This is a genomic window from Microcystis aeruginosa FD4, from assembly GCF_009792235.1.
Lineage (GTDB): Bacteria > Cyanobacteriota > Cyanobacteriia > Cyanobacteriales > Microcystaceae > Microcystis > Microcystis viridis.
Genome location: NZ_CP046973.1, coordinates 1,883,734 through 1,906,283, shown reverse-complemented (window position 1 = coordinate 1,906,283; position 22,550 = coordinate 1,883,734). Strand labels below are relative to the sequence as shown.

At 42.8% G+C, this 22,550-nt stretch carries 24 protein-coding genes; 14 read left to right on the top strand and 10 right to left on the bottom strand.

What is annotated here, in order from left to right; translation table 11 throughout:
* Positions 1-221: 221 nt before the first annotated feature.
* Positions 222-617, top strand: coding sequence for an arsenate reductase, glutathione/glutaredoxin type (gene arsC, locus GQR42_RS27670; RefSeq protein WP_002780509.1), 396 nt, complete (start codon positions 222-224; stop codon positions 615-617).
* Between the two features lie 123 nt (positions 618-740).
* On the opposite strand, the gene GQR42_RS09830 is transcribed toward arsC, so the two are convergent.
* Both GQR42_RS09830 and GQR42_RS09825 read right to left on the bottom strand, forming a co-directional pair.
* Complete coding sequence (locus GQR42_RS09830) at positions 741-1,622, bottom strand: universal stress protein (RefSeq protein WP_158199834.1); 882 nt, start codon at positions 1,620-1,622, stop codon at positions 741-743.
* 133 nt (positions 1,623-1,755) lie between these two features.
* On the bottom strand, positions 1,756-1,956 hold the full coding sequence (locus GQR42_RS09825; RefSeq protein ID WP_002739006.1) for an NblA/ycf18 family protein: 201 nt from the start codon (positions 1,954-1,956) through the stop codon (positions 1,756-1,758).
* Between the two features lie 413 nt (positions 1,957-2,369).
* Here GQR42_RS09825 and GQR42_RS09820 point away from each other — a divergent pair, with 413 nt between their 5' ends.
* The 5 genes from GQR42_RS09820 (at position 2,370) to GQR42_RS09800 (ending at position 6,233) form a co-directional block, all read left to right on the top strand.
* The gene (locus GQR42_RS09820; protein WP_158199833.1) at positions 2,370-2,549 is read left to right on the top strand and encodes a hypothetical protein; all 180 of its coding nucleotides are present in this window, start codon (positions 2,370-2,372) and stop codon (positions 2,547-2,549) included.
* 109 nt (positions 2,550-2,658) lie between these two features.
* Positions 2,659-3,945, top strand: coding sequence for an RNA-guided endonuclease InsQ/TnpB family protein (locus tag GQR42_RS09815; RefSeq protein WP_158199832.1), 1,287 nt, complete (start codon positions 2,659-2,661; stop codon positions 3,943-3,945).
* Between the two features lie 44 nt (positions 3,946-3,989).
* The gene (locus GQR42_RS09810; protein ID WP_158199831.1) at positions 3,990-4,514 is read left to right on the top strand and encodes an RNA recognition motif domain-containing protein; all 525 of its coding nucleotides are present in this window, start codon (positions 3,990-3,992) and stop codon (positions 4,512-4,514) included.
* Positions 4,515-4,586: 72 nt separating this feature from the next.
* Positions 4,587-5,297, top strand: a complete 711-nt coding sequence (gene rpiA, locus GQR42_RS09805) for a ribose-5-phosphate isomerase RpiA (protein WP_158199830.1) — start codon at positions 4,587-4,589, stop codon at positions 5,295-5,297.
* A gap of 483 nt (positions 5,298-5,780) precedes the next feature.
* A complete protein-coding gene (locus GQR42_RS09800; RefSeq protein WP_158199829.1) occupies positions 5,781-6,233 on the top strand; it encodes a hypothetical protein in 453 nt (150 codons plus the stop codon).
* A 30-nt stretch (positions 6,234-6,263) separates the two neighbouring features.
* Here the strand turns inward: GQR42_RS09800 and recF are convergent, their stop codons facing one another.
* The gene (gene recF, locus GQR42_RS09795; RefSeq protein ID WP_158199828.1) at positions 6,264-7,391 is read right to left on the bottom strand and encodes a DNA replication/repair protein RecF; all 1,128 of its coding nucleotides are present in this window, start codon (positions 7,389-7,391) and stop codon (positions 6,264-6,266) included.
* A gap of 1,149 nt (positions 7,392-8,540) precedes the next feature.
* Between recF and sppA the strand changes: the two genes are divergently transcribed.
* Positions 8,541-9,362, top strand: a complete 822-nt coding sequence (gene sppA / locus GQR42_RS09790) for a signal peptide peptidase SppA (protein WP_158199827.1) — start codon at positions 8,541-8,543, stop codon at positions 9,360-9,362.
* 68 nt (positions 9,363-9,430) lie between these two features.
* Positions 9,431-9,832: a chorismate mutase gene (gene aroH / locus GQR42_RS09785; RefSeq protein WP_158199826.1), complete on the top strand. Its 402-nt coding sequence runs from the start codon at positions 9,431-9,433 to the stop codon at positions 9,830-9,832.
* Positions 9,833-9,893: 61 nt separating this feature from the next.
* On the opposite strand, the gene GQR42_RS09780 is transcribed toward aroH, so the two are convergent.
* Entirely contained in the window at positions 9,894-10,787 is an 894-nt protein-coding gene (locus GQR42_RS09780; RefSeq protein WP_158199825.1) for an alpha/beta fold hydrolase, read from the bottom strand.
* 58 nt (positions 10,788-10,845) lie between these two features.
* Between GQR42_RS09780 and GQR42_RS09775 the strand changes: the two genes are divergently transcribed.
* Positions 10,846-11,709, top strand: coding sequence for an alpha/beta fold hydrolase (locus GQR42_RS09775; RefSeq protein WP_158199824.1), 864 nt, complete (start codon positions 10,846-10,848; stop codon positions 11,707-11,709).
* Positions 11,710-11,737: 28 nt separating this feature from the next.
* On the opposite strand, the gene GQR42_RS09770 is transcribed toward GQR42_RS09775, so the two are convergent.
* The 5 genes from GQR42_RS09770 to GQR42_RS09750 form a co-directional block, all read right to left on the bottom strand.
* The gene (locus tag GQR42_RS09770) at positions 11,738-12,913 is read right to left on the bottom strand and encodes a lipid-A-disaccharide synthase-related protein (protein ID WP_158199823.1); all 1,176 of its coding nucleotides are present in this window, start codon (positions 12,911-12,913) and stop codon (positions 11,738-11,740) included.
* Positions 12,914-12,920: 7 nt separating this feature from the next.
* On the bottom strand, positions 12,921-13,433 hold the full coding sequence (locus tag GQR42_RS09765) for a cobalamin biosynthesis protein (RefSeq protein WP_158202439.1): 513 nt from the start codon (positions 13,431-13,433) through the stop codon (positions 12,921-12,923).
* A gap of 84 nt (positions 13,434-13,517) precedes the next feature.
* Positions 13,518-13,928: a Mov34/MPN/PAD-1 family protein gene (locus GQR42_RS09760; RefSeq protein WP_158199822.1), complete on the bottom strand. Its 411-nt coding sequence runs from the start codon at positions 13,926-13,928 to the stop codon at positions 13,518-13,520.
* Between the two features lie 215 nt (positions 13,929-14,143).
* Positions 14,144-15,187, bottom strand: coding sequence for a DUF1611 domain-containing protein (locus tag GQR42_RS09755; RefSeq protein ID WP_158199821.1), 1,044 nt, complete (start codon positions 15,185-15,187; stop codon positions 14,144-14,146).
* Positions 15,180-16,232 (bottom strand): dipeptide epimerase, encoded by a 1,053-nt coding sequence (locus GQR42_RS09750; protein WP_158199820.1) that lies wholly within the window; start codon positions 16,230-16,232, stop codon positions 15,180-15,182. The genes GQR42_RS09755 and GQR42_RS09750 overlap by 8 nt, the downstream gene beginning before the upstream one ends.
* 207 nt (positions 16,233-16,439) lie before the next feature.
* Here GQR42_RS09750 and GQR42_RS09745 point away from each other — a divergent pair, with 207 nt between their 5' ends.
* From GQR42_RS09745 to GQR42_RS09735, 4 genes are all read left to right on the top strand, one after another.
* Positions 16,440-17,603 carry an LptF/LptG family permease gene (locus tag GQR42_RS09745; protein ID WP_158199819.1) on the top strand — a complete coding sequence of 388 codons (1,164 nt, stop codon included), beginning with the start codon at positions 16,440-16,442 and terminating at the stop codon, positions 17,601-17,603.
* Between the two features lie 60 nt (positions 17,604-17,663).
* Positions 17,664-17,831 (top strand): hypothetical protein, encoded by a 168-nt coding sequence (locus GQR42_RS27665; protein WP_002759244.1) that lies wholly within the window; start codon positions 17,664-17,666, stop codon positions 17,829-17,831.
* Between the two features lie 127 nt (positions 17,832-17,958).
* A complete protein-coding gene (locus tag GQR42_RS09740; protein WP_158199818.1) occupies positions 17,959-19,302 on the top strand; it encodes an adenylosuccinate synthase in 1,344 nt (447 codons plus the stop codon).
* Positions 19,303-19,329: 27 nt separating this feature from the next.
* On the top strand, positions 19,330-19,887 hold the full coding sequence (locus tag GQR42_RS09735; protein WP_002781534.1) for a 50S ribosomal protein L25/general stress protein Ctc: 558 nt from the start codon (positions 19,330-19,332) through the stop codon (positions 19,885-19,887).
* A 581-nt stretch (positions 19,888-20,468) separates the two neighbouring features.
* Here the strand turns inward: GQR42_RS09735 and GQR42_RS09730 are convergent.
* Positions 20,469-21,407 (bottom strand): hypothetical protein, encoded by a 939-nt coding sequence (locus GQR42_RS09730; RefSeq protein WP_158199817.1) that lies wholly within the window; start codon positions 21,405-21,407, stop codon positions 20,469-20,471.
* Between the two features lie 111 nt (positions 21,408-21,518).
* Here GQR42_RS09730 and GQR42_RS09725 point away from each other — a divergent pair, with 111 nt between their 5' ends.
* The gene (locus GQR42_RS09725; RefSeq protein WP_158199816.1) at positions 21,519-22,508 is read left to right on the top strand and encodes a DUF389 domain-containing protein; all 990 of its coding nucleotides are present in this window, start codon (positions 21,519-21,521) and stop codon (positions 22,506-22,508) included.
* The last annotated feature ends 42 nt before the right edge of the window (positions 22,509-22,550 follow it).

Sequence of the window (22,550 nt, the reverse complement as noted above, 5' to 3'; positions counted from 1 at the left end):
GAAGATGTTTCTTAATCCCTATTTCCCTATTTCCCTATTTCCCCATTTCCCTATTTCCCTATTTCCCCATTTCCCTATTTCCCTATCCCCTAATTTCCCTATTTCCCCATTTCCCTATTTCCCCATTTCCCTATTTCCCCATTTCCCTATTTCCCCATTTCCCTATTTCCCCATTTCCCCATTTCCCCATTTCCCTAATTAAATTTCTAGGAGTTAAAATCATGAAAAAAGTAATGTTTGCCTGTAGAAAAAATTCCTGTCGTTCCCAAATCGCCGAAGGTTTCGCTAAAACTTTAGGCGCGGGTAAAATTGCTGTCACCAGTTCTGGATTAGAAGCGGCCAAAGTTCACCCCGGAGCAATCGAAGTTATGCAGGAAATTGGTATCGATATTACTGACCAAACTTCTAAACCAATTAGGGATTTTAATCCCGAAGATTACGATGCCGTTATCTCCCTATGTGGTTGCGGTGTCAATCTGCCGGAAGGATGGGTTTTACAGGAAATTTTCGAGGATTGGTTAATTGATGATCCCGATGGTCAACCTATCGAAACTTTTCGCCGAGTTCGCGATGAAATTAAGGCTAAAGTTATCGGATTAATCGAGCAGTTAAGTTAATTTTACCCAAAAATTTTCGGATCTCTTGTCGTTTGTGTGATAGATTTTAGCGATCAAATCTGTCTTCCTCTCTGTGTTCTTTGTGTCTCTGTGGTTTATCCCCAAGAGAATCTTTTTTCCAGTCTATCCCTTCGGTGAGAAAAATAATAAGGGGAACCACAGTTGATGAAGAATATCTTCATTAATCCGACGCACTGCTAACCATTCCAACATATTAGAACGATGGCAGGTGGCTACAGCGATCGCACTGATATCATTTTCTTCTGCTGCCGTCAAAACTTCTAATACAGGTGTTCCTTGTCGCACTTCGCTCTGTACTTGCAAACCGAGTTTTTCTAGTCGCGCTTGCACCGATTCTAATTCCCGACGGGCATCATTTAAACGGTATTCGGTGACACCGGGATCGCGACTGATATTTTCCACTACCCAGACGAGAAGACATTGCTCAAAAGAGCCGGTGGCGCAAGTTTGAGCGTATTTTTCCATCTGTTCAATTAGATAAATTGCGTCGGAACTGCCATCGTAGGGAATTAATAAATGTTTCCAGAGATGCTGACAGCGCAGGGCTAATTCATCGCGAGTATAAACTGATAATAATTGCGGTCGGAAAATCAGCAGCGGAATATCGGTAATACCTGCGATCGCTAAACTGGTACTACCGAATAATTTTTCTTGGACAGCACCGCGCATGGGATTTCCCATCAAAATCACGTCAATAGAGTGATGCGCGAGGATTTCCTGCACGGCATCCACGGGACGACGGTTAGAGATTTCGACAATAACTGTCATACCGTCGGGAATATTTGCTAAAGCTGGGGATAATTTTTCTTTGGCCGCGTCAATTTTTGCTTGATCTACGGCAGCTAGGGTGGGTTGTTCCCAAATCGGAATACTGTGGAGGAAGATAACTTGTTTTAAGCCGCTCAGGGCTAAGTGTGGCACACAATGGACAAGACGATGGAGACCATCGAAAAGATCTGTACAGATCAAAGCGCGCTCGAACATAAATTAACCCCTAGCAATTCGGTTATTCTTCCCTAAGAATAGCTAAAAAGGTGAAGAAATGCGCCCCGCATCCCTAGCTCGTTTCCGGAGAAACCCAGCCGGAGAAAGAGGTCGCCCGCAGGGGTGAAATGAGTTACTGGGGGGCCCAGGGATTAGAATCTAGACCCCACTGGTGTTTGAGAAAAGCTTTGTACATATTTTCTCTGACCATCATTTGTTCGTAGAGCTTGATCAGGAAATCCTGCGCTTGCTCCTGACTCATTTTTTCTACCTGAGTCTGAAAAGAACGAATGTTGAACTGTTGTTCTAAGGAAAGTTCGATCGGTTGAGACATGGTGTTTCTCCTCGATGAAGACAGTGGTTGATAACAAGCGAGATGGGTGATTGGTATCACCTTTTTTAACTAATGTAACAAATACTTGACAAAGTGTCAATGTATCTGTAAAGAGGGTTTTGCTTTTTCCCTCCCGTTAGCTAGGATACCCCGCCGCCAAAAGGAAAGAAGCATATAATGATACATTTAGCAAGAGTTTTCATAAAATTTTGCTTACCGTGAACAAATACTTAAGTAGTTATACTTAGGCAGCCCAGAGCGAGAGAAAATATTTGACAAATTGTGTAAACATTCTGTAATAATCAAAGAGAGCGACATAAATCGGGTAAGTTGAATGATTAGCCCTGTTAACAGCTAAAAACGTAACCCCTAGATCCCGTCCCTCTCGTTGAAATCGTTAAGGATAGTCAAAATTGACGGACACAGCCGCTATCGTGCAGAAACTACAAGCTTATCGCTGGGAAACATCCTCCTTAGCTCTGTTTGCCTTAAAAAAATCAGCATACAGCCACGGAATGTCGCACAAGTTTTTACCCAAAATGTCGGATGAATGCCCCCGCTACATTTTTCGACAAGATACTCAACAAAATTAGCGGGGGATGAAATCCGACCAGAATATCAACCGCGGAGCATCGGTTTAATTCCACCATCTGTGGGTAAACTGTATTATACTTAACCTAGCCAAGGGTCGAGGATTGTTAGATGCTAGTCGTAGAAGCAAAGCTAAAAAACGGAACACCAGAGCAATATCACCGGCTCGATGAAGCTATCAGAACTTCTCAGTTTGTGCGTAATTCTTGTGTTCGTTATTGGCTAGAAAATAAAGGGACAACCCGCAATGACCTCCAAAAACTTTGCTCGGTACTAGCTAACAATAAAGAAACCCCTTGGGTTAATAAATTAAACTCACAAGCTCGTCAATCGGCTGCTGATAGAGCCTGGCAATCAATTAATCGGTTTTATCAGAATTGTCATGCCAAAATACCAGGGAAAAAAGGTTTTCCTCGGTTCAAAAAGCCTAGTCGTTCCGTTGAGTATAAACTAACGGGATATAAACTATCAGATGAGCGACGTAAAATTAAGTTCACCGATGGCTTTAAAGCAGGAGAATTTGATTTATGGTGTAGTCAAAAAACCTTAGTTTATTATTCAGAGCAACAGATTAGACGGGTAAGAGTTGTTAGACGTGCTGACGGTTATTATTGCCAGTTTTTGATTGACGTAGAACGGCAAGAATACCATGAACCAACGGGACAAATAACAGGAATTGACTTAGGGTTAAAAGAATTTTATACCGATGCCCAAGGTAATACCGTAGAGAATCCACGTTATTTAAGAAAGTCAGAAAAACGACTTCAAAAAGCACAACGACGATTATCCAAAAAGTTTCGTCAAGGAAAAAAACAGTCTAAAAACTATCACAAGCAACGGATAAAAGTAGCTAAACTTCACTTGAAAGTATCAAGACAACGTCAAGACAAAGCAATTAAAGACGCTTTGGCGTTAATCCAGTCTAATGATCTGGTAGTTTATGAAGCTTTAAAGGTAAGAAACTTAGTCAAAAACCGTAAGCTGTCTAAGTCGATTTCCGATGCTTCTTGGTATCAATTCACCGAATGGTTGAATTATTTTGCCAAGATTTATCGGATTGTCTGTATTGCTGTACCACCGCATTTCACTTCTCAAGATTGTTCAGTTTGTGGGACGAGAGTTCAAAAAACATTAAGCAATAGAACTCATCAATGTCCCAATTGTCAAACAGTCTTAGATAGGGATCATAATGCAGCAATAAATATTCTTAAAAAAGGGTTACAATATTTGGGAAATTATCTCAACGGTACTGTTGGGCAAACAGAAACCGACCCAAACGCCTTGGGAGAGTCCGGCCTCTGGATTCTTAATGGAGACATTGAGAATCTAAGCTGTCTCGTTGAACAAGGAATTTCTAACAGCAATGTGGAAAGAATCCCCCGTCACAGCGTAGCTTGACGGTGGGAGTATGTCAAATCACCCTATACTTGGAGGAATCCATCATGTCCATTCGTCTATACGTTGGTAATTTACCCAAAGAATCCGTCGAGCGCGAAAAATTACAGGCGCTTTTTGCCGATGAAGGGGATACGATCACCACTAAAGTCATCAAAGACCGCAAAACTGGCAAATGTCGCGGTTTTGCCTTCGTTACCGTCCCTAGCGATGAACTAGCTGACCAGTTTATCGAAAAATACAACGGTCAATCCTTCATGGAAAACCCGATCAAAATCGAGAAAGCTCTCCCCCGCAGCAAGGGAGGTAAAGAAGAAGGAGAAGAAGCAGAAGGTCCGGAGGCCAGCGTAGAAACCCCGGAAAAAGTCGGAAGACCGACTCCAAAACCGACGACGGCAGCACCGCGCAAATCCAGTGGCGGCGGCAGCGGCAAAAAACGCAAGGCTGAACGGGGTAGCAGCAGTACCCCGAAAGTTACCGGCGATGGTGACGCTTTACAGCCAGATCCCCGTTGGGCCAATGAATTGGCTAAACTCAAGGAAATGTTAGCAGCTCAGGCCACTAATCCCTAATTCCATTGACAAGAGGGCAAGGGATAGCCGATAACTAAGAGGTTCAAAACATCGCTTTTAGGAATGTGCATCATGACAGCAATCGATCCGGTCATTATCATGAAACAGGAGGTCGGTAAGGCCGCCGCTAATCTAGTTCAATCTAATTCGGTCGTGGGATTGGGAACTGGTTCAACGACGGCCTATGCGATCGAATATCTGGGCGCTAGACTGCAAAGCGGAGAAATCAGCAATATTGTCGGGGTTCCTACTTCTTTTCAAGCGCAAGTGTTGGCGAGGAAGTACGGAATTCCCCTCACTACCCTCGATGTCATCGCAAACATGGATATCGCTATCGATGGGGCCGATGAGGTGGATCCGCAGAAAAACCTGATTAAAGGTGGCGGTGCTGCCCATACTCAGGAGAAAATTGTCGATAGTCTCGCCGATATTTTCGTCGTGGTAGTGGATGGCAATAAGCTGGTGGATAAGTTGGGATCGACTTTTCTTTTGCCGGTGGAAGTGTTACCCATGGCCATGACTCCGGTGATGCTGAAATTAGAGGCCCTCGGTGGTAAACCTTCCCTGCGCATGGGAGTGAAAAAAGCCGGCCCCGTGGTCACGGATCAAGGCAATTTAGTTATCGATGTTAAATTTGATAGTATCGATGATCCGGCTGATTTGGAAAGAACTATTAATAATATGCCGGGGGTTTTAGAAAATGGTTTATTTGTTGGGGTTGCTGATCTGATTCTCGTCGGTGAAATTATCGACGGGAAACCGGTAGTCCGCGAGATTAAGTAGGCTTAATTATTCTTAATCTAATAGTGAAACAGGCCTGCGGCCTGTTTTATTATTATGGATGTGTACAGACAAAGAAAAAAGTCAAGGACGTTTTACCAGACCCATCGTTAGGGGGAATCGAGCAATTTTGGCTCAAATAATATTTGCTTTTAGCTAATAACAAATCTCTAGCTATTGCCAGAAGTCAATACCTTCGAGAGTTAACCCTCAGAATCGGAATTACCTGAAGCTAGGCAAGGGAGGTGATGTCGAGATGATTACACGAGATATCCCCAAAAGCGACAACCCGATCACGGACTGCTTTTCCCATCTGTACTAACAAAAATAGTTCGATAGCTGAAGTGTATGTCTTTCGTTACTAATTCAATTTCATCGAAAAACTATGGGAGAATTAGAATCATTTCTATTCGAGTAAATCCCTTGACTAGAAAAGTTTTCAGCTTCGATATGATATTGTCTAGATGTCTATTATTAATTACCTATATGAACACAAATAATGACAGACAATACCTAAGATTATTGTCAATATCTCACTACGTTGTGGGAGGAATAATTGGTTTTTACCCTTTGATTTTAATTGGTGTTCTCTCTTTTATTTTCTTGACTCAATTTTTTATAATGGCTGTCCCGGAGCCATTCCCAATGCCGTCGGAAGATTTACCCATCAGAGGTCTATTAGACTTTCTAAAAGCTTTAACAATAGCACTGCTAGGAGAAGCTTTAGCGATTTCTACGATTCTTTCGGGTCGATTTCTCAGCCGTCACAAGAAATACTGGTTTTCTTTTGTGATAGCTTGCATCCTCTGCTTGTTCACCCCGTTGGGTACAATTCTCGGAGTCTTCACAATTATCGTCCTTTCCCGCCAATCGGTTAAGGAACTATACGGACTTTCTAACGGCAATAATTTAGCCAGCAATCAGGAAGACCCAGATTGACAGCAATGGATGACCTATGGTGGCTATAGGCTAATAAAAAATCTGTCCCTTTTTGACAGAAAATATCTGGGAAGATTGCAACCAGCGAGACTCAAAAGAACTGAGATGAGTGGTGGTAATTAAAGTTTGAAACCGGTCTTCGATCGCATCTAATAATTGATTTTGTCGTTCGATATCTAATTCGGCTAAAACATCATCGAGGAGTAGTAGGGGAGGTTCTCCGATAATCTGCTCTAGTAACTGTAATTCCGCTAATTTCAAGGCTAAAACTAAGGTTCTTTGTTGTCCTTGGGAACCGTAGGATTTAGCGGGGTTTTGGTTAATTAAAAAATCCACTTCATCCCGGTGGGGACCGACTACCGATGTCCCTAGTTGTTTCTCGGCCAAACGACGGGTTTCAATCTTATCTAAAAAAGCCCTTTGTACCCCATTGACATCATCTTCTACCCAAGGCACATTGGGAATATATTGTAATTCTAAAAGTTCGGTTTTTCCGCTAATACTTTCGTGCCATTTTTGGGCTAAAGGAATTAATCTTTGCAGGACTCGCGCCCTTCTTCTCGTTACTCTTGAACCGGTTTCTGCTAGTTGTAAATCCCAGAGTTTTAGCTGGGATAAATCCCCATAAACTTTTCCCTCTAATTCCTGTTTACGAATCTCTTTTAAGAGAGCATTTCTTTGTCGTAAAACCTGATTATATTGCTGTAGAATATGAACGTATAGGGGTTCTAATTGAATTAATAAAGTATCTAACCAGTCTCGGCGAGCTTCCGGACCACCGCGCACTAAATCCAGATCGAGACTAGAAAATTGTACCGCATTAATCACGCCCAAAAAATCGAGATGACGGCGCAGGGGTTGACGGTCGCGGATCACGGTGCGACGACCAGAAGAACGGAGAATTAAACTTAATTCTGATGCCCCATAAAGACGATTAACCCTAGCAAAAATTCTCGCCTCCGAGTCCGATTCTAGCACCAGATCCCGATCCTTGCTGACTCGATGACTCTTGAGAGTGGCCAAAAGTTCGATCGCTTCCAGTAAATTGGATTTTCCCTGAGCATTATTGCCCAATAATATTGTTTTTTTGGACTCGAATTTCAGCAACTGTTCGGCATAATTTCTAAAACTGTGAAGGTGCAGGTGTTCGAGATACATTGCAAGTTGGGGGTTGGGGTTTGGGGAAGTGGGGAGTGGAAATTATCAATTATGAATTATGAATTAGGGTAATTAGTCACAGCAACAAGTAGGGCTTATTGAGAATAGAGGAAGGTAAACCAATCGGACCAATAGAACTCTTGCAAATTAATTATATGTTATAATGATGGATTGACTAATTTTACCAAAAAAAATAGTTAGCCAGTACATTTGTTTTAAATAAAAACTTGAAGTTTTACTTTTAACTCAAAACTCTTTAGAGCTGCTTTAATTTGGTTATCAAAACCTCTTTGTTTAAGCGGCACAAACTATCTCAATTATAAAAATTGAGAATAAATTCTCCTTGACTTGATTAATGTTTGGCAACTTTTAAGAAGTTGCTATACCTATCCCTAACTCATAGTTATAAATAGCCGCCATGGTATGCAGCTATTCCCTGATCACCACTGTCTTCTCTGCTGGTAGTTAGGGCTGGCTGAATAATGGTAAAACCCTTTTAAAATAAGGCTTTTGACCTGTTAAAATCCGATGTTCATGCTGCGAAAATAGGATTGGGACATTCAAAAACCTGGCATTATTCTTTTTGTAGTACACAAACTGGTACAAAAAAAGCAGGGCAACAAAGCCTGAAACGACCGGCTACTGACTCGGAGACGACCGACTCCTAACCCCACCAACAAACTTTTTGCCGCAAACCCTATTTAGGGATTTTATGCAATTTTATGCCTATTTTTCTCATTTTTGAACTCTCAAAAATTAATTATGCAAGAACTCTAATTAGGGCTGGCTGAATAAATCTAAAAACATTGTTGGGTAAGACTTTTAGACTTTTTGTCAATCAAAAAGTACCCGATCGGGGAGTGATCGGGGGGAAAATCCCTGGACTTTTTCCCTGAAAATTAGGTAATTGACCCCCTCAAAATCGCTAAAACCCTACACCCCAGACCCCAGACCCCACACCCTGTCCCCACGAAAAACTTTTTGCCGCAAACCCTAATTATTTGTAGGGCGTTGGGTTTCATGCTTCAACCCAACCTACGTTCATCTTATATTTAATTCTACCCACTCACTTAATTTTTAACACCTACCTACTTAACAATCAAAGCGTTAGATTAGAAAGAGTCCTTTTTTTAGAGATATTTAACCCTGATGGTCTGGCCTTTTAAACCGAAAACCCGCAAACAAATCGCTCGAATAGAAATTACAGGTGCAATTGCCTCCGATACCCGTAAAAGAGTCTTAAAAGCCCTAGAAATCGTCAAAGAAAGGCAATATCCCGCCCTACTTCTCCGAATTGACTCCCCCGGGGGAACCGTGGGGGATTCCCAAGAAATTTATGAAGCATTGAAGCGGTTACAAAAAACCACCCAAATAATCGCTAGTTTTGGCAATATTTCCGCCTCTGGCGGCGTTTATATCGGTATGGGGGCCAATTATATTATGGCTAACCCCGGCACGATTACCGGCTCGATCGGTGTTATCCTGAGAGGAAACAATCTGGAAAGATTGTTGGATAAGGTGGGAGTTTCGTTTAAAGTGATTAAATCTGGCCCTTATAAAGATATTCTCTCCTTCGATCGAGAGTTAACTGATGAAGAAGAAAGAATTCTCCAAGATATGATCGATACCAGTTATCAGCAATTTGTGCAAACCGTTGCCAGCGCTAGAAATTTAGATGTCAATCAGGTGAAAAGTTTTGCCGATGGGCGCATTTTTACCGGCCAACAGGCTTTAGAATTAGGAGTGGTTGATCGCTTGGGAAGCGAGGAAGATGCGCGACTTTGGGCGCTAGAATTGGCAGGATTACCCCCAGATAAAACTAAATGTCAGACTATCGAAGAACCGAAACCCCTTCTCAGTCGTCTGACGGGCAATCGTTCCCAAATACCCCTAGGATTACAAAAAACCCTACAGCGTCTAGAATTTGAATTAGAAGTTAACGGACAACTATTGTGGTTATACCGACCCTGATGGCCAGATTAAAGTCGAGAAAAAGGGCGCGTTAACCCCTAAAATTGACTCATCAGGATTAGTGGAGGATGACAATCGTGCAGTGGAAGATTCGGGCCATTCGGGGAGCAACGACAGTAACAGCTAATAATATTGAGGCTATACGAGAAGCAGTAACAGAACTCCTCGAAGCGCTCGAAATCAACAATAGTATCGATCCCGATGATATTGTTAGTATTATCTTTACGGCAACTCAGGATTTAGACGCGATTTTCCCCGCTGCTATCGCTCGGGAACGTCCCCATTGGCAAAATGTCCCCCTCCTCGATGTGCAACAGATGCACGTCGCTGGTAGTCTGGAAAAATGTATTCGGGTAATTCTCCACGTTAATACTCCTAAACTGCAAGCTGAAATGCAGCACGTCTATCTCCGGGGAGCCAAAAATCTTCGCCCCGATTGGCAGATTTCTCCAGTAACTATTAATCGCTAAAATCTTCGTTCACCTTTGAGGCCGAGAAAAATTATCTCTCAACCCCAACTTTTTTAACTGACTAAATCTCTATTTCCGACAGCCAACTCAAAATTAATTGATTAACTTTTTCGGGATGTTCATCGTGGGGACAGTGACCAGCTTTGGCAATCGGATAAAATTGGGTATTATGTCCCATTTTAGCTCTTTCTTGGTAAATTACCGAACCAGCGATCGGTGTCCAAGGGTCATCCTCTCCCCAGAGTACCAATAAAGGGCGATCGATTTGCGGTAATAATTCCTGGATCGATGGTCCGGGGGGTGCTGTCAACACCGATGCGAAGACTTCCCGCGCACCCGCATCACAGGAAGGTTGATAGAGAATTTCGACTAATTCCTCGGTAATCGCGGTATGGTCGCGATAAACCTGTTTTAAGGTGTTACGGATGCGATTTTTCTGCCTTACCTGTTCAAAAATAAACTTTCCTGTCACGGGGGAACTAACTAAACTGGTAAAGGCAGCCATGATTAAACGCAAAGGGAAATTTAATTCTTCGGGACGATGGTTTAATCCTCCGGCACAGTTAATAATTACGCCTCCAGCAGTGATTTCGGGAGATTCTGCCATCAGCATTAAGGTAATCAGTCCCCCGATGGAATTACCGATAAATACCGTCGGTTTGGCGATTTTTTCTCGCCAAAAGTCTTGTATTTGCCGCTGCCAAAGGTTGAGACTATAATCTAAAGCGGGCTTATCCGCACCCCCAAATCCCAAGAGATCTAGCGCATAGACTTGATAGCCATTTTCCGCTAAAACGGGGATATTTTTGCGCCAATGACCGATAGATGCCCCAAAACCGTGAATTAATACTAGGGGTTGTCCTTCTCCCCGCACAGTGTAGGGGATGGTGTGACCTTGCCATGTCCAAGACAATTGCTCTAAGCTAGTGGCAGTGAGCGGAGGTTGTAGTGCCATTGTATGAAGTTTTATTAAGTGATAGGTAAATTATAAAGTAAAAATCAGCCGAGAATTTATGCCACAACGCCGGACTTTTACCAATAACTCGATGGAAATTTCCTATTTACAATGGAGCGATCGAGGTAGGCCTCTATTATTATTGCACGGCATGGCGGATCATGCTTTGGTTTGGTCAAGTTTGGGTGATTATTTAAGCTCAAATTATCAAGTTATTGCCCCAGATTTGCGGGGACATGGGGAAAGCGGTAAACCGGCAACTGGTTATCACTTTCAGGATTATATCAGCGATTTAAGGGCTTTAATTAATCATTTAGGTTGGACGCCAGCACATATTTTAGGTCATTCTTGGAGCGCTAAAATAGCGGCAATTTGGGCAACTCAACAGCCGGAAGTATTTAAGAGTTTAATTTTAGTTGATCCCTTTTTTATCGATAAAATGCCTAATTGGATTAGGATAACTTTTCCAATTCTCTATCAAGTTTTGCCCTTTTTAAAGATTACTCGCTCCTTTGATAGTTATCAGAGCATAGAAGCGATAGCTCGTCAATTAAAACAATATAAAGGTTGGTCAAATTTACAGCAAGAGGTGTTTAAAAATGCCATTGAACAAAAAGCTGATGGCAGTTGGAGCAGTAAATTCACTTTATCGGCACGCGGGGAAATTTTTGAGGATGTAATGGGGTTTGCCGGATTAACTAAAATTTTAGATATTCCCAGTTTATTAATCCTTCCCCAACAGGGATTGAATCCCACTGCTTGGCAAATTCAATCCTATAAAAAGTATTTAACTTCTCTAGAGATTAAAAAGATACCAGGTAATCATTGGGCATTTTTAGGGGAACCTGAAACTTTTAATCAAGCAGTGGCTGAGTTTTTATCTGTTCAGGAAAATGACAATGTTTTATTAAAAGGTAATTGAGTTAATTTTAAACCACATTCCGCACTGGCTAACCCCCTAAGTTTATATAAATTTCTTCGGCAATATTTCTGCTACCTCCAGACTCCCCCACTCTAATTTTACCATTCTCTAAACATCTGTGTAAATAACGAGAATCTGCCAAAATATCGATAATTTTAACCGCGGCATTTTTAAATAAATTTACCTCCGTGGGTTTTTGTCCAATAGTTATCACCGATTCCCCTAATAAGCGCATTTGTGCCTCAGCAAAAGGGTAGGTAAATTGGGGACCAAATCCGGGTATTTGTAGGACGGGTTTTCCTAATCCTACCGCTTGTTCTACTGCTGTCCCCGCCATGGCTAAACAAGCGTCACAATGGTGTAAAATATCAGCAAAAGCATCACGATAACAGCACAATAAAGCCCCATTTTTCTCTAATTTTCCCGCTCCTAAATAATGCCATCCCTCTTGTTTAGCTAAATTTTCTAAGTCGGTTTCTGTGATACTAGGAACGATAGCAGCCCGAAACTGCATCGGTTTAATTTCAACTATTTCCTCACAGACTTGCAACTGTAGAGCTAAATTACTCAAAGCTTCAGGTAAACGACTCCCCGCTAATAAAGCAATCATGGGAATTTGACTATCTAATTCTAAATCTTTACCCGTTGGTGTTAACACATCCATAATCGGATAACCGGCAAAAATCGCTTTCTTAATACCCCGATTTTGTAAATCTGTTGCTGTATATTTATCCCTAGTGAAAACCCTTAAACACTTGTCTGATCTTAAACATAATTCTGTGAGTAAAGGTAATTTAATTGTACCTTCGTAGTAACTGGAAGTAGAAACAATAAAAGCCACAAAAGGACGACCAGTTAAACGAGCGATCACAATCGGGACTATATCCCCCACTGCTATCAATAAATCACAATCCTTGCTAACTTTAAAAGCTGCCTGAATTTGCTGAATAGTTAGACTAATTAATCCCGCACCAATATCCTTAATCCAATTAAAAGGATTGGTATAAATAATTCCCCCCGATGGCATAGTGGCAGTGGGGGCAATAATTGGTACTGACAATTTTTGATAAGCTTTTCCCTCTCCCACTAAAGGCAAAGCAGCTATAGATAATTGGGGCTGAATTTTTTCTAATTCCCCCAGAATTAAACTAGCATTTAAATCCTCGCCATGACCATTACTAAGAAATAAAACCTGTTTAAGCATCGATTTGTTATCCTCTATATTTCCTTGCTGCCAAAGAAACTGCCACTGTCACCGATTTTGCTTCTATTTGCTTGCTTACTAGCAAAGTCTCGCCCATTTTTAAAGCGGCAGCTTCAGCGACGCTAGGGGTTCCCCCTTCCTTGTTGACAATAGCCGAGGGATTGGGGACATTAATATCCCTCAACTCCTCAACAGTAAAGGTTTTTAGGGGCAATCCTTTCTCTTGACAGTAGGCAATTAAACCCTGTTCATCAGCTTTGATGTCAACGGTGGCGATACCAGCAATAGCGGCTAAACAGAGGTGATAACGCTTAAAAACATCCCTAATTGCCCTATCTATGACTGCTTTCTCCGTCCCACGGATGCAACCTATTCCTAGCCATAATACTCGTCCATGCCATTGCACTTTTGCCCGGGAAGGATCGGGGGAAAAACGTCCTTGGCTAAAACTAATCCAGAGAGGACTGATCCCGATTAAATCGATTGCAGGTAGGTGGAAAGCAGCGGAAGCGCTAGTCATCATCGATGTTGCCTCTAATTGTCGCAGGATTAGGGTTGCCAACGGGGAGAATCAGCTTGGGGCTGTTTGGTATTTCCCACAAGACTACAATATTTTTACTGGTTGAAATTGTTCGCCTTCGTCCAGTTGCCAAGCTTGTAAATCGATCGCTCGCCCTGAAACTACGGAGACAATTAAATAAGTATATCCTGACCAAGCTAATTGGCGATCGATTTCTGAGGGAATGGCGGCATGATCGGGATGGGAATGATAGATACCAATAATTTCTAGCTGGCTTTCCCGCGCCGATTTTTGAGCTTGTAAAAGCACTTCTGGGGCAATACTAAAGCGGTTTTTCCTATTACCTGACCAGTTATTTTCCGTTGCTTGCACGGTGATCACTTGGGCTGCTGTTTCGGTAATTTTTCCCAAGAGTAACCCACAACATTCTTCGGGATAGGTGGATTCTGCGTGGTTGAAAATACACTGGTAAATTTGGTCTGTAATCAGGATCATAATGGAAAATTTTCAAAACCTATTGATGTTAGTTGACTTTGGCTATAGGGAACTTTAAAACTGGGTGCATCTCAATTTTGGAAAAATATCTAAGTAGGGAGGCACAATTATTTGTAGGGCGTTGGGTTGAAGCATGAAACCCAACGCCCTTATGGTGTAATTATGTGATGGACTATGATTGAAGTGATCACTGTTTACTGTTTACTGCTCAGTGATCACTGTTTACTGATCACTGATAATAACCCTTGACCGCCAAAACGGACAACATCGGTACAAAATAACCCCGTTTCCTCCTGCACGGTTTCTATAGCTTTAACTGCCGCCTCTGGACTAAGATGAAAAGTATTTAAACTAATTCCTTTTACTTTCACTTCCCCGAAACTTCCCCCGGCGCTGGCAGTCATTTCGTAGAGTTTAATCACTTCTGTTAGGGGAGGGATGAGAATATCGGGTAAATCTTTGATGTGAATTTGTCCGGCGCGATGGACGAGAATTAAACCCGTTGGTTGACTGCCACGCATTAAGGGCAAGGTAGCGGTCGATCCGGGGTGTAAAAGGGAGCCTTGACCCTCAATAAACAAAATATCGTTATTTTCTGCTGATTCTAACACCAAAGCCTCGATCGCACCGGCAGCATAATCGACGCGCACTGCATCCAAGGGTACACCTTTCCCCGCGATCATAATTCCCCCCTGTCCAGTGGCTAAAAATTGCGATTTTAGCCCTTTTTCTGCGGCAACCCGATGTAATTCGATGCTAGTGGACATTTTGCCCACACTCATATCCGTGCCTACGGTTAAAATACGCTGACAGGTTAAATTTTTCGCCCGCGCTTGCCCGATTTTTAAGTCTTGGGGTTCCAGACGAATATCCCAAATCCATTGATCCGGTTTAAGCTGAGGAAACAGGGGTTTTAGGGGTGTATGGAGACCATTAACTAGGGATAACCCTGTATTTACCCCCTCTTTAATTTCTTCTAGCCAATGGGGGGGTAAAATGCCTCCTGAGGGTGCGATTCCAATTAACAGAGTATCGGGATGATAGGTTAAAGCTTCCTTAACACTAGCAACAATCGGCAAGGGGCGATCGATTCCGGCCACTTCTTTTAAGGCGCTGCCGGCACTTTCTGCGTCAATAATCGCCACTACCTGCGCTTTCCCGTAACGCAGATAACTTAATCCAGTTTTGCCGCGAGTTCCTTTGATTCCTTCGTGGAGAAGAATCGCTACTTTCTTGTCAGGAGTCAAATAATTAGTCATCTTTTGTCCGTAAACTAACACCCAAACCGGGTGAATTATTTGGTTGTAAACGTCCCTTTTCTAAGCTTAATCCCGTAAAGGGATCATCGCGTAAATTTAAATGACTATCTAGGTCAAGATAGTTGACAAGCGGGCCAAGATGTGCTAGGGCAGTATTGGCTAAACTGCTGTCAGAGTAACATCCGAACATAATTTGCAGTCGGCAAGCTTGGGCAATATGAATCATTCTTTGTACTTCCGCTAATCCACCGGCTTTCATTAGTTTAATATTAATGCCGTGGACTCGATCGGCCAGTTTCGGGATATCTTGACTAGAAAAACAGCTTTCATCGACGAAGATAGGTAGGGGCGATTTTTGGTATAAATCAATTAAATCTCGTTCTTGTCCTGCGGATAGGGGTTGTTCCACATAAATAACGCCTTTTTCCTCTAACCATTGGCACATTTTCACCGCATCGCTAAATTTCCAACCACCGTTAGCATCGACAGTTAGGGGCAAATGGGGGACAATTTCTTTAATGGCCAGAATTATGGCTCGATCGGCTTCTATACCGTCCGGTGAGCCTAATTTGACTTTTAATAAGCTAAAATCGCCGATTTCTAGCCAATCTAACAGCCTTTTCTGCACATTTTCTCGAGAATTTAAACCGATAGTAACAGAAACTGGCGGAATCAAAGAGCGATCGAGTCCAAAAATTTGCCAGAGAGGTAAATTAGCTTTTTTGCCTAACCAGTCGTGCAGTGCCGTATCAATAGCGGCACGAGTAGCCGAAGCTATCTGATTTTGCCATAAAATTTTCTCAATTTCTTGGCGTTGACAGGGGTGAAAAGATTGTAAAATAGGAGCGATCGAGTTTAATTCTTGCAGGATTTTATCGGGTTTTTTCTCCTCGCTGGTAATATCAAAAGGGGATGCCTCTCCCCAACCTTCGATATTTTCCTCGCTAATTTTCAGCCAGATATTAGTATTTTCGCTGGTAGTGCCGCGACTAATCGTTAAAGGTACTCGTTTATGAATAGTAAAAGTTTGCCAGTTTAGCAGCATAATTCACCTAGGGATGAGCGGGGAATAGGAACAGAAAAATTATCTACACTTGCCCAAATCCTTACTTCTGTCCACTCTCTCCGCCATCATACAACTTCCGGCGGTGTTTTTCGTCAAAGACAAAATATGATAGGCTAACCGAAGGTATAAGCAAGACGGCCGCGGGTTAGGAAATGGGATGAAATAGGAGTGAGTTAACCAAAATCAATGATTAAGAAAAAGATTTCTTACTGGGTAAATGGAGGTATTGCCCTCATTGATCGCTATCTGATCAGCCAACTACTACCCCCATTTTTATTTAGTGTTGGTTTATTTGCCTCTTTGGGAGTAGCGATCGGCAATCTTTCCGATTTAGCTAATCAGGTAGTTGATGCTAATCTACCCCTCGCCTCGGCCCTAGAAATTCTCCTGTTAAAAGTGCCTGAATTTGTCACTTATTCCCTACCGGTTTCTCTTTTATTGGCCACTTTAATCACCTACGGTCGTTTAAGTAGTGATAGCGAAACCGTTGCCCTGCAAAGCTGTGGAGTCACTATTTACCGTCTTTTTATACCCACTTTTTGCCTGAGTTTAATAGTTACAGTTGTGACATTTTTATTAAACGAATATGTGGTTCCCAATGCTAATTATCGAGCCACAGAAATTTTAGTGCAGAAAATTAATAAAGAAGCAAACTTTTGGAAAAACAAAGACTTTTATTATCCCGATTATGAAATAAAAACCTTAGAAAATGGTACGATTAATCGCAATTTAAGAAGTTTATTTTATGCCGAACAATTTGACGGGGAAAAAATGAAAACCGTCACTGTTATCCGTTGGCTAAAACAAGAATTAAATCAAATTATTATCGCCGATTCGGCCCGTTGGAATGCCGTCGATAACGTCTGGGACTTTTTTAACGGCATTATCTATGAATTAACCCCCCCTAACGCCTCCTATAGCCAAGTTATCCCCTTTAAAGCCGAAAAAATCGCTTTATCTCGCTCCGCTTTCGATTTTGCTCGTCAAAGCCGCGATCCCTACGAGATGAACATACCACAGGCGATCGAATATGTGCAACTACTCAAACTCAGTGGCGATGATAAGAGAGTCAGGTTTTTTCAAGTGCGAATCCAGCAAAAAATCGCCTTTCCCTTTGTCTGTATCGTCTTTGCCACCATAGGTTGTGCCTTGGGTTCTCTACCACAAAGAATCGGTCGGGGAACCAGTTTCGGTCTCAGTGTCGCCATTGTTTTCCTCTATTATCTTTTAAACTTCCTTGTCGGCAGCTTGGGACTAACTGCCACCCTCTCCCCCTTCCTAGCTGCCTGGCTGCCTAACTTTTTCGGTTTTGGTTTAGGTCTGTGGTTATTATGGCGACTTAACGGTTAGACTTTTTTAAAATTTTTCGTCAAGATAGGAGACGTAGAGTTATAGCAGGCCTCTTAGTCTATGTTTCCCTTTTTCTTCAACACTTGTGGCAGCACTTCCCGCCAAGAATGTCAAGAGCGTAAATTAACATTCCTCAAATGGATGCGCGATGACCTCGAAACCCGTCTAGCGGGATTAAATGCCGCTATCGAAACTATCGAGCGTCAAATCAGTCGGGAAGGTCAATAAACCCTGAAAATAGGCGAGTTTTCCCCTCGCCTTCTCCCCACAATTAGCTAAGAGAGATAACTTGACAGTTCTATTCGTCAAGAGGGATAATAGTAGTTTGTGTGAACTTTAGCTAGACTAAAATACCTTGGCTAACGTTATTGTAATCGGCGCCCAGTGGGGCGACGAAGGAAAAGGAAAAATCACGGATCTGCTGAGTCGATCGGCGGATGTGGTGGTGCGTTCTCAAGGTGGCGTAAATGCGGGTCATACCGTCGTCGTCGAGGAGCAAACGTTCAAACTCCATCTAATTCCCTCTGGGATTCTCTACCCGGATACGGAATGTATAATCGGCTCGGGAACAGTCATAGATCCCTCGGTGTTACTCAAAGAGATGGCGCAATTACACGCCCTCAATGTTACCACCGACAATCTCTATATCTCGCAAACGGCTCATGTCACTATGCCCTATCATCGGCTGCTCGATCAAGCATCCGAGGAAAAACGGGGTAAATACAAAATCGGCACCACGGGAAGGGGTATTGGCCCCACCTATGCGGATAAATCTGAGCGCATCGGTATTCGAGTCATCGACTTGATCAATACCGAGAATCTGCAGCACAAACTAGAATGGACGATCAATTATAAAAACGTCATTTTAGAAAAGTTATATAACTTACCGCCTTTAGATGCGAAGACGGTGATCGAGGAATATCTAGAATATGCCGAGAAACTGCGTCCCCATGTGGTCGATAGTTCCTTAAAAATCTACGAAGCAATCCGCAAGCGTAAGAATATTCTTTTTGAAGGGGCCCAAGGAACCTTACTCGACCTCGATCACGGAACCTATCCCTACGTTACCTCCTCCAACCCGATCGCTGGTGGCGCTTGTGTAGGTTCTGGCATCGGTCCGACGGTAATCGATCGAGTGATCGGTGTGGCCAAAGCTTACACCACTAGGGTAGGTGAAGGTCCATTTCCCACGGAATTAGAGGGGGAGATCGAGCAGTTATTATGCGATCGCGGGGCGGAATTCGGGACCACCACCGGCCGTCGTCGTCGTTGCGGTTGGTTTGATGCGGTTATCGGTCGTTACGCAGTGCGAATCAATGGTTTAGATTGTCTAGCGATCACCAAATTAGATGTTCTCGATACCCTAGAGGAAATCAAAGTCTGTGTTGCCTACCAATTGGACGGCCAAACCTGTCGCCATTTACCCAGTAGTGCGGTGGAATTCGCCCATTGTCAACCGATTTACCGAACGATGCCGGGGTGGCAACAACCCACCAGCGATTGTCGCAGTCTGGAAGACCTGCCCAAACAGGCCCTCGATTATCTAAAATTCCTAGGGGCGATCATGGAAGTACCGATCGCTATTATCTCCCTAGGAGCTAGTCGCGACCAAACTATCATCGTTGAAGACCCCATTCACGGACCCAAACGCGCTCTTTTGGACGAAAATGGCTCACCTTGGGATAATCACGAATTTTAAATCATTGCCAAAGAGGATTAGTCAACTATGCAAGTTAGCGTTGAATGTCAAAAAAGACCCGAAAATATTAACCCCAGGGCCCTGCGTCGTCAGGGTTTGATCCCGGCGGTTCTCTATGGCCACAACGGCACGGAATCGGTTTCCCTCGTGGTGGGAGAAAAAGCGGCCTTAACCCTACTTAAAAAGGCTTCGGTAAATAATACCCTGGTGGATGTGAATGTTCCCGAAATGCCCTGGACGGGAAAAGCTTTGATCCAAGAGGTACAATCTCATCCCTGGAAAAGAAATCTCTATCACCTCAGTTTCTTCTCGGTATCTGCCCACGGTAAGCTCGATATCGTTGTTCCGATTAAAGCCATTGGAGAAGCGATCGGAACTAAACAGGGCGGTTTAATCGAACAGTTCGTTAACGAAGTTAATGTCTCCTGTATTGCCGATAATATCCCAGAAGTGATCGAATTTGATGTGTCGGGCATCGGTGTGGGGCAATCCCTGCTCGTGGGTGATTTAAAAATGCCGGAAGGGGTGACTTTAAAAGATGATCCCCATACCACCGTTTTTGCCATTGTTGCCGCTAAACGGTAAATTCATTGATCGGTGGTCGGGTGATAGGGTTTTGGGGTGTTAGGGTTTTGGGGTTTTAGTTGAAATTCCCCCACTTCCCCACTTCCCCACTTCCCCACTTCTCCACTTCCCCACTTCCCCACTTCCCCACTTCCCCAACCCCCACTCTGCCATAACTACTACTGCATACTTTGTGCTTTTTGTCAAAAAAACTTTTTCTTTGCAATAAAACTACACAAAAAAAAGATCATCGTTGTGGGTGAAATTGACCAATTTACCCGTCTTAATTAGGATCACCCTGTAGGTGTAGCAAGGGGTTCAACCATTGCTGTCCAAAAAAGCACAGAATAACCCACTTTGAAATTCTATCAAATCGCTGTAACCATTGTAACATCGTTGTTAAATAAAAATCTTTCTCAATTAATTTTTAAGAATTTATAAATATTGCGGAATGTTAATTTAAATATTCTCAAGGTTTTGGAGTCGATAAATAACTTTTGCTTATCTTTAACCAACATTGGGTTAGAAGTCAGTTATCAGTTATCAGTTATCAGTTATCAGTGTCAGCTTTTTTCTCCCCTCTCCCATTTCCCCTCTCCCATCTACTGGGGAGTTATATCGTGAAAACGCTGAAATAAGTCCCCGCGGCTAGATTCTATCAATAAACGGCTAGATTCGCTGGGGGATAAGGATAACAATCCCTCAATCACGGGATTAAAGGAATCATCTAACTGTCCAAAGCGCACTTGTAGTAAATTCTCGATCATCCCCCGACGCGCCTCTTGAAGACCTGCTTGAAGACCTGCTTGACGACCTTCTTCAAGAGCTTCTTGTCTAGCTTGTCGTCTCACTGCTTCTTTCCATTCCAGATAAGTTTGCGATAACGTCATAAACACCTCTCGATCTTCTTCTTCTAAAATATTTTGTATTTCCACGCTCACCCGCCAACTAACTAATAGTTCTATGACATTTTGACGGTAGTTGTTCCCTAATGGTAATTTTAGCAACTCTCCCACGGCTTGATTCTGAGTTTTACCCTTACCCAATAACCTTAACCAGAGGGTTTGGGGATTGACGGGAAGTTGATTGATAGCAATAATAGCCGTGCGCTGTAAAGGAGGCAAGAAATACACCCCTTCAGGCCAATTCGGGTCTAAGGCCGCCCCAAAACCGTTTAATATGGTTTGACTAACCACAGGAGCAAGAATCCATAAACGGGGCAAATTTTCCTCATTGTAGGGGATGTTTTCTCGTTTGGCCTGTCGCTGTAGTTCAGCCAAAACGGCGGTTAATTTCGTCAGACAATTCCGCACATCGGCACGAGCGGGAGAATTACGATCGGGTTCTAGAAGAGCGCTATTTAGGGCAATTTGACCTAATAATCCGAGATTATCGACAGTTATTTGCCGATTTGGATGAGGTGAAAAAAACACATCAATCTGTCGGGTTTCGTCGGTAATTTCTTTGCTAATTTCTACCCGGCCTAGGGGCGACAATAATTCTTCCAGATAGTTTTTGGCAAATTGGTCATGAGGTTTCATCAATGGAGGGGAAGAAAAAATGGTAAGATTAGTTAAAGAAAATGATACAAATATACATTGATTAGAGAAAAAAAGTTATAAGTAAAATAAAAGTCCATCTTCCTAAGCACAATGACGAGAAAAGAACGGCTCTACTCGTGGTTCTCAAGAAAACCCTTGACCTGGCAACAATCGCGGGCCATGTGGCGCGATTTATGGGCAGAAGCGTCCCTCGATTTTCCCTATCTAGCTTTGATTGTTAGTTCTTGTGCGATCGCTACCTTTGGCTTAGTCGCCAATAGCGCGGCTGTGATCATTGGGGCGATGATTATTGCCCCTTTGATGTTGCCGATTCGTAGTCTGGCTTTTGGTGGTTTAATTGGCAGTTGGCGATTAATTCGTAAGTCAGCCCTGGCGATTTTAGTCGGTACGATTATCGCTTTAGCGATAGCTTGGTTGCTAGGATTATTAATCGGAATTTCTGAATTTGGTAGTGAAATTCAAGCTCGTTCTCAACCGAATCTTTTAGATTTAGGAGTAGCAATTACCGCGGGGGCAATCAGTGGTTATGCCAAAATAGAACCGAAAATTTCAGGTACTTTAGCGGGAACAGCGATCGCCGTGGCTTTAATGCCACCAGTTTGCACGATCGGTTTAGGATTATCCCAGGGCAATTGGCTCCTAAGTTTGGGGGCAACTCTGTTATATATTACCAATTTATTAGGCATTGCTCTCTCCTGTTTGTTGGTCTTTTTGCTGGCAGGTTATTCTAATTTTCATCGGGCGCGTAACGCTTTAATTTTGACTTCTATCCTGACAGCAGTTTTGCTAATTCCCTTAGGAATAAGTTTTGCAACTCTGGCTAATCAAGCTCGCTTAGAAAGGCTGATCAAAAAAGCTTTATTACAACGAACGATTACCTTTCAACGGGCAGAATTATTGGAATCTTCGATTAATTGGCTCAATCAACCTCCCCGGGTGAGATTAGTAGTAAGAACTGCGGAAAGCATTACTCCCAGACAGGTAGAATTGTTGGAAAAATTCATTACTAAGGAAATGGGGCGACCTTTTCAATTAAATGTCTTGGTTTCTAAGGTTAATGAAGTCACTTCGCCGGAATAGCGTCGAGAAAATTGGCTGAAGTAATGACAAACAAGGATTAAT

Bases quoted from the DNA above. Each gene is read 5' to 3' on its own strand.
- sppA (WP_158199827.1), top strand. From the start codon at position 8,541: ATGGTCTGGCCTTTTAAACCGAAAACCCGCAAACAAATCGCTCGAATA.
- GQR42_RS09830 (WP_158199834.1), bottom strand. From the start codon at position 1,622: ATGTTCGAGCGCGCTTTGATCTGTACAGATCTTTTCGATGGTCTCCAT.
- GQR42_RS09725 (WP_158199816.1), top strand. From the start codon at position 21,519: ATGACGAGAAAAGAACGGCTCTACTCGTGGTTCTCAAGAAAACCCTTG.
- GQR42_RS09800 (WP_158199829.1), top strand. From the start codon at position 5,781: ATGAACACAAATAATGACAGACAATACCTAAGATTATTGTCAATATCT.
- GQR42_RS09730 (WP_158199817.1), bottom strand. From the start codon at position 21,407: ATGAAACCTCATGACCAATTTGCCAAAAACTATCTGGAAGAATTATTG.
- recF (WP_158199828.1), bottom strand. From the start codon at position 7,391: ATGTATCTCGAACACCTGCACCTTCACAGTTTTAGAAATTATGCCGAA.
- GQR42_RS09745 (WP_158199819.1), top strand. From the start codon at position 16,440: ATGATTAAGAAAAAGATTTCTTACTGGGTAAATGGAGGTATTGCCCTC.
- rpiA (WP_158199830.1), top strand. From the start codon at position 4,587: ATGACAGCAATCGATCCGGTCATTATCATGAAACAGGAGGTCGGTAAG.
- GQR42_RS09810 (WP_158199831.1), top strand. From the start codon at position 3,990: ATGTCCATTCGTCTATACGTTGGTAATTTACCCAAAGAATCCGTCGAG.
- GQR42_RS09780 (WP_158199825.1), bottom strand. From the start codon at position 10,787: ATGGCACTACAACCTCCGCTCACTGCCACTAGCTTAGAGCAATTGTCT.
- GQR42_RS09735 (WP_002781534.1), top strand. From the start codon at position 19,330: ATGCAAGTTAGCGTTGAATGTCAAAAAAGACCCGAAAATATTAACCCC.
- GQR42_RS09815 (WP_158199832.1), top strand. From the start codon at position 2,659: ATGCTAGTCGTAGAAGCAAAGCTAAAAAACGGAACACCAGAGCAATAT.
- GQR42_RS09760 (WP_158199822.1), bottom strand. From the start codon at position 13,928: ATGATCCTGATTACAGACCAAATTTACCAGTGTATTTTCAACCACGCA.
- GQR42_RS09755 (WP_158199821.1), bottom strand. From the start codon at position 15,187: ATGACTAATTATTTGACTCCTGACAAGAAAGTAGCGATTCTTCTCCAC.
- GQR42_RS09750 (WP_158199820.1), bottom strand. From the start codon at position 16,232: ATGCTGCTAAACTGGCAAACTTTTACTATTCATAAACGAGTACCTTTA.
- GQR42_RS09765 (WP_158202439.1), bottom strand. From the start codon at position 13,433: ATGACTAGCGCTTCCGCTGCTTTCCACCTACCTGCAATCGATTTAATC.
- GQR42_RS09770 (WP_158199823.1), bottom strand. From the start codon at position 12,913: ATGCTTAAACAGGTTTTATTTCTTAGTAATGGTCATGGCGAGGATTTA.
- GQR42_RS09775 (WP_158199824.1), top strand. From the start codon at position 10,846: ATGCCACAACGCCGGACTTTTACCAATAACTCGATGGAAATTTCCTAT.
- GQR42_RS09825 (WP_002739006.1), bottom strand. From the start codon at position 1,956: ATGTCTCAACCGATCGAACTTTCCTTAGAACAACAGTTCAACATTCGT.
- GQR42_RS27665 (WP_002759244.1), top strand. From the start codon at position 17,664: ATGTTTCCCTTTTTCTTCAACACTTGTGGCAGCACTTCCCGCCAAGAA.
- aroH (WP_158199826.1), top strand. From the start codon at position 9,431: ATGACAATCGTGCAGTGGAAGATTCGGGCCATTCGGGGAGCAACGACA.
- arsC (WP_002780509.1), top strand. From the start codon at position 222: ATGAAAAAAGTAATGTTTGCCTGTAGAAAAAATTCCTGTCGTTCCCAA.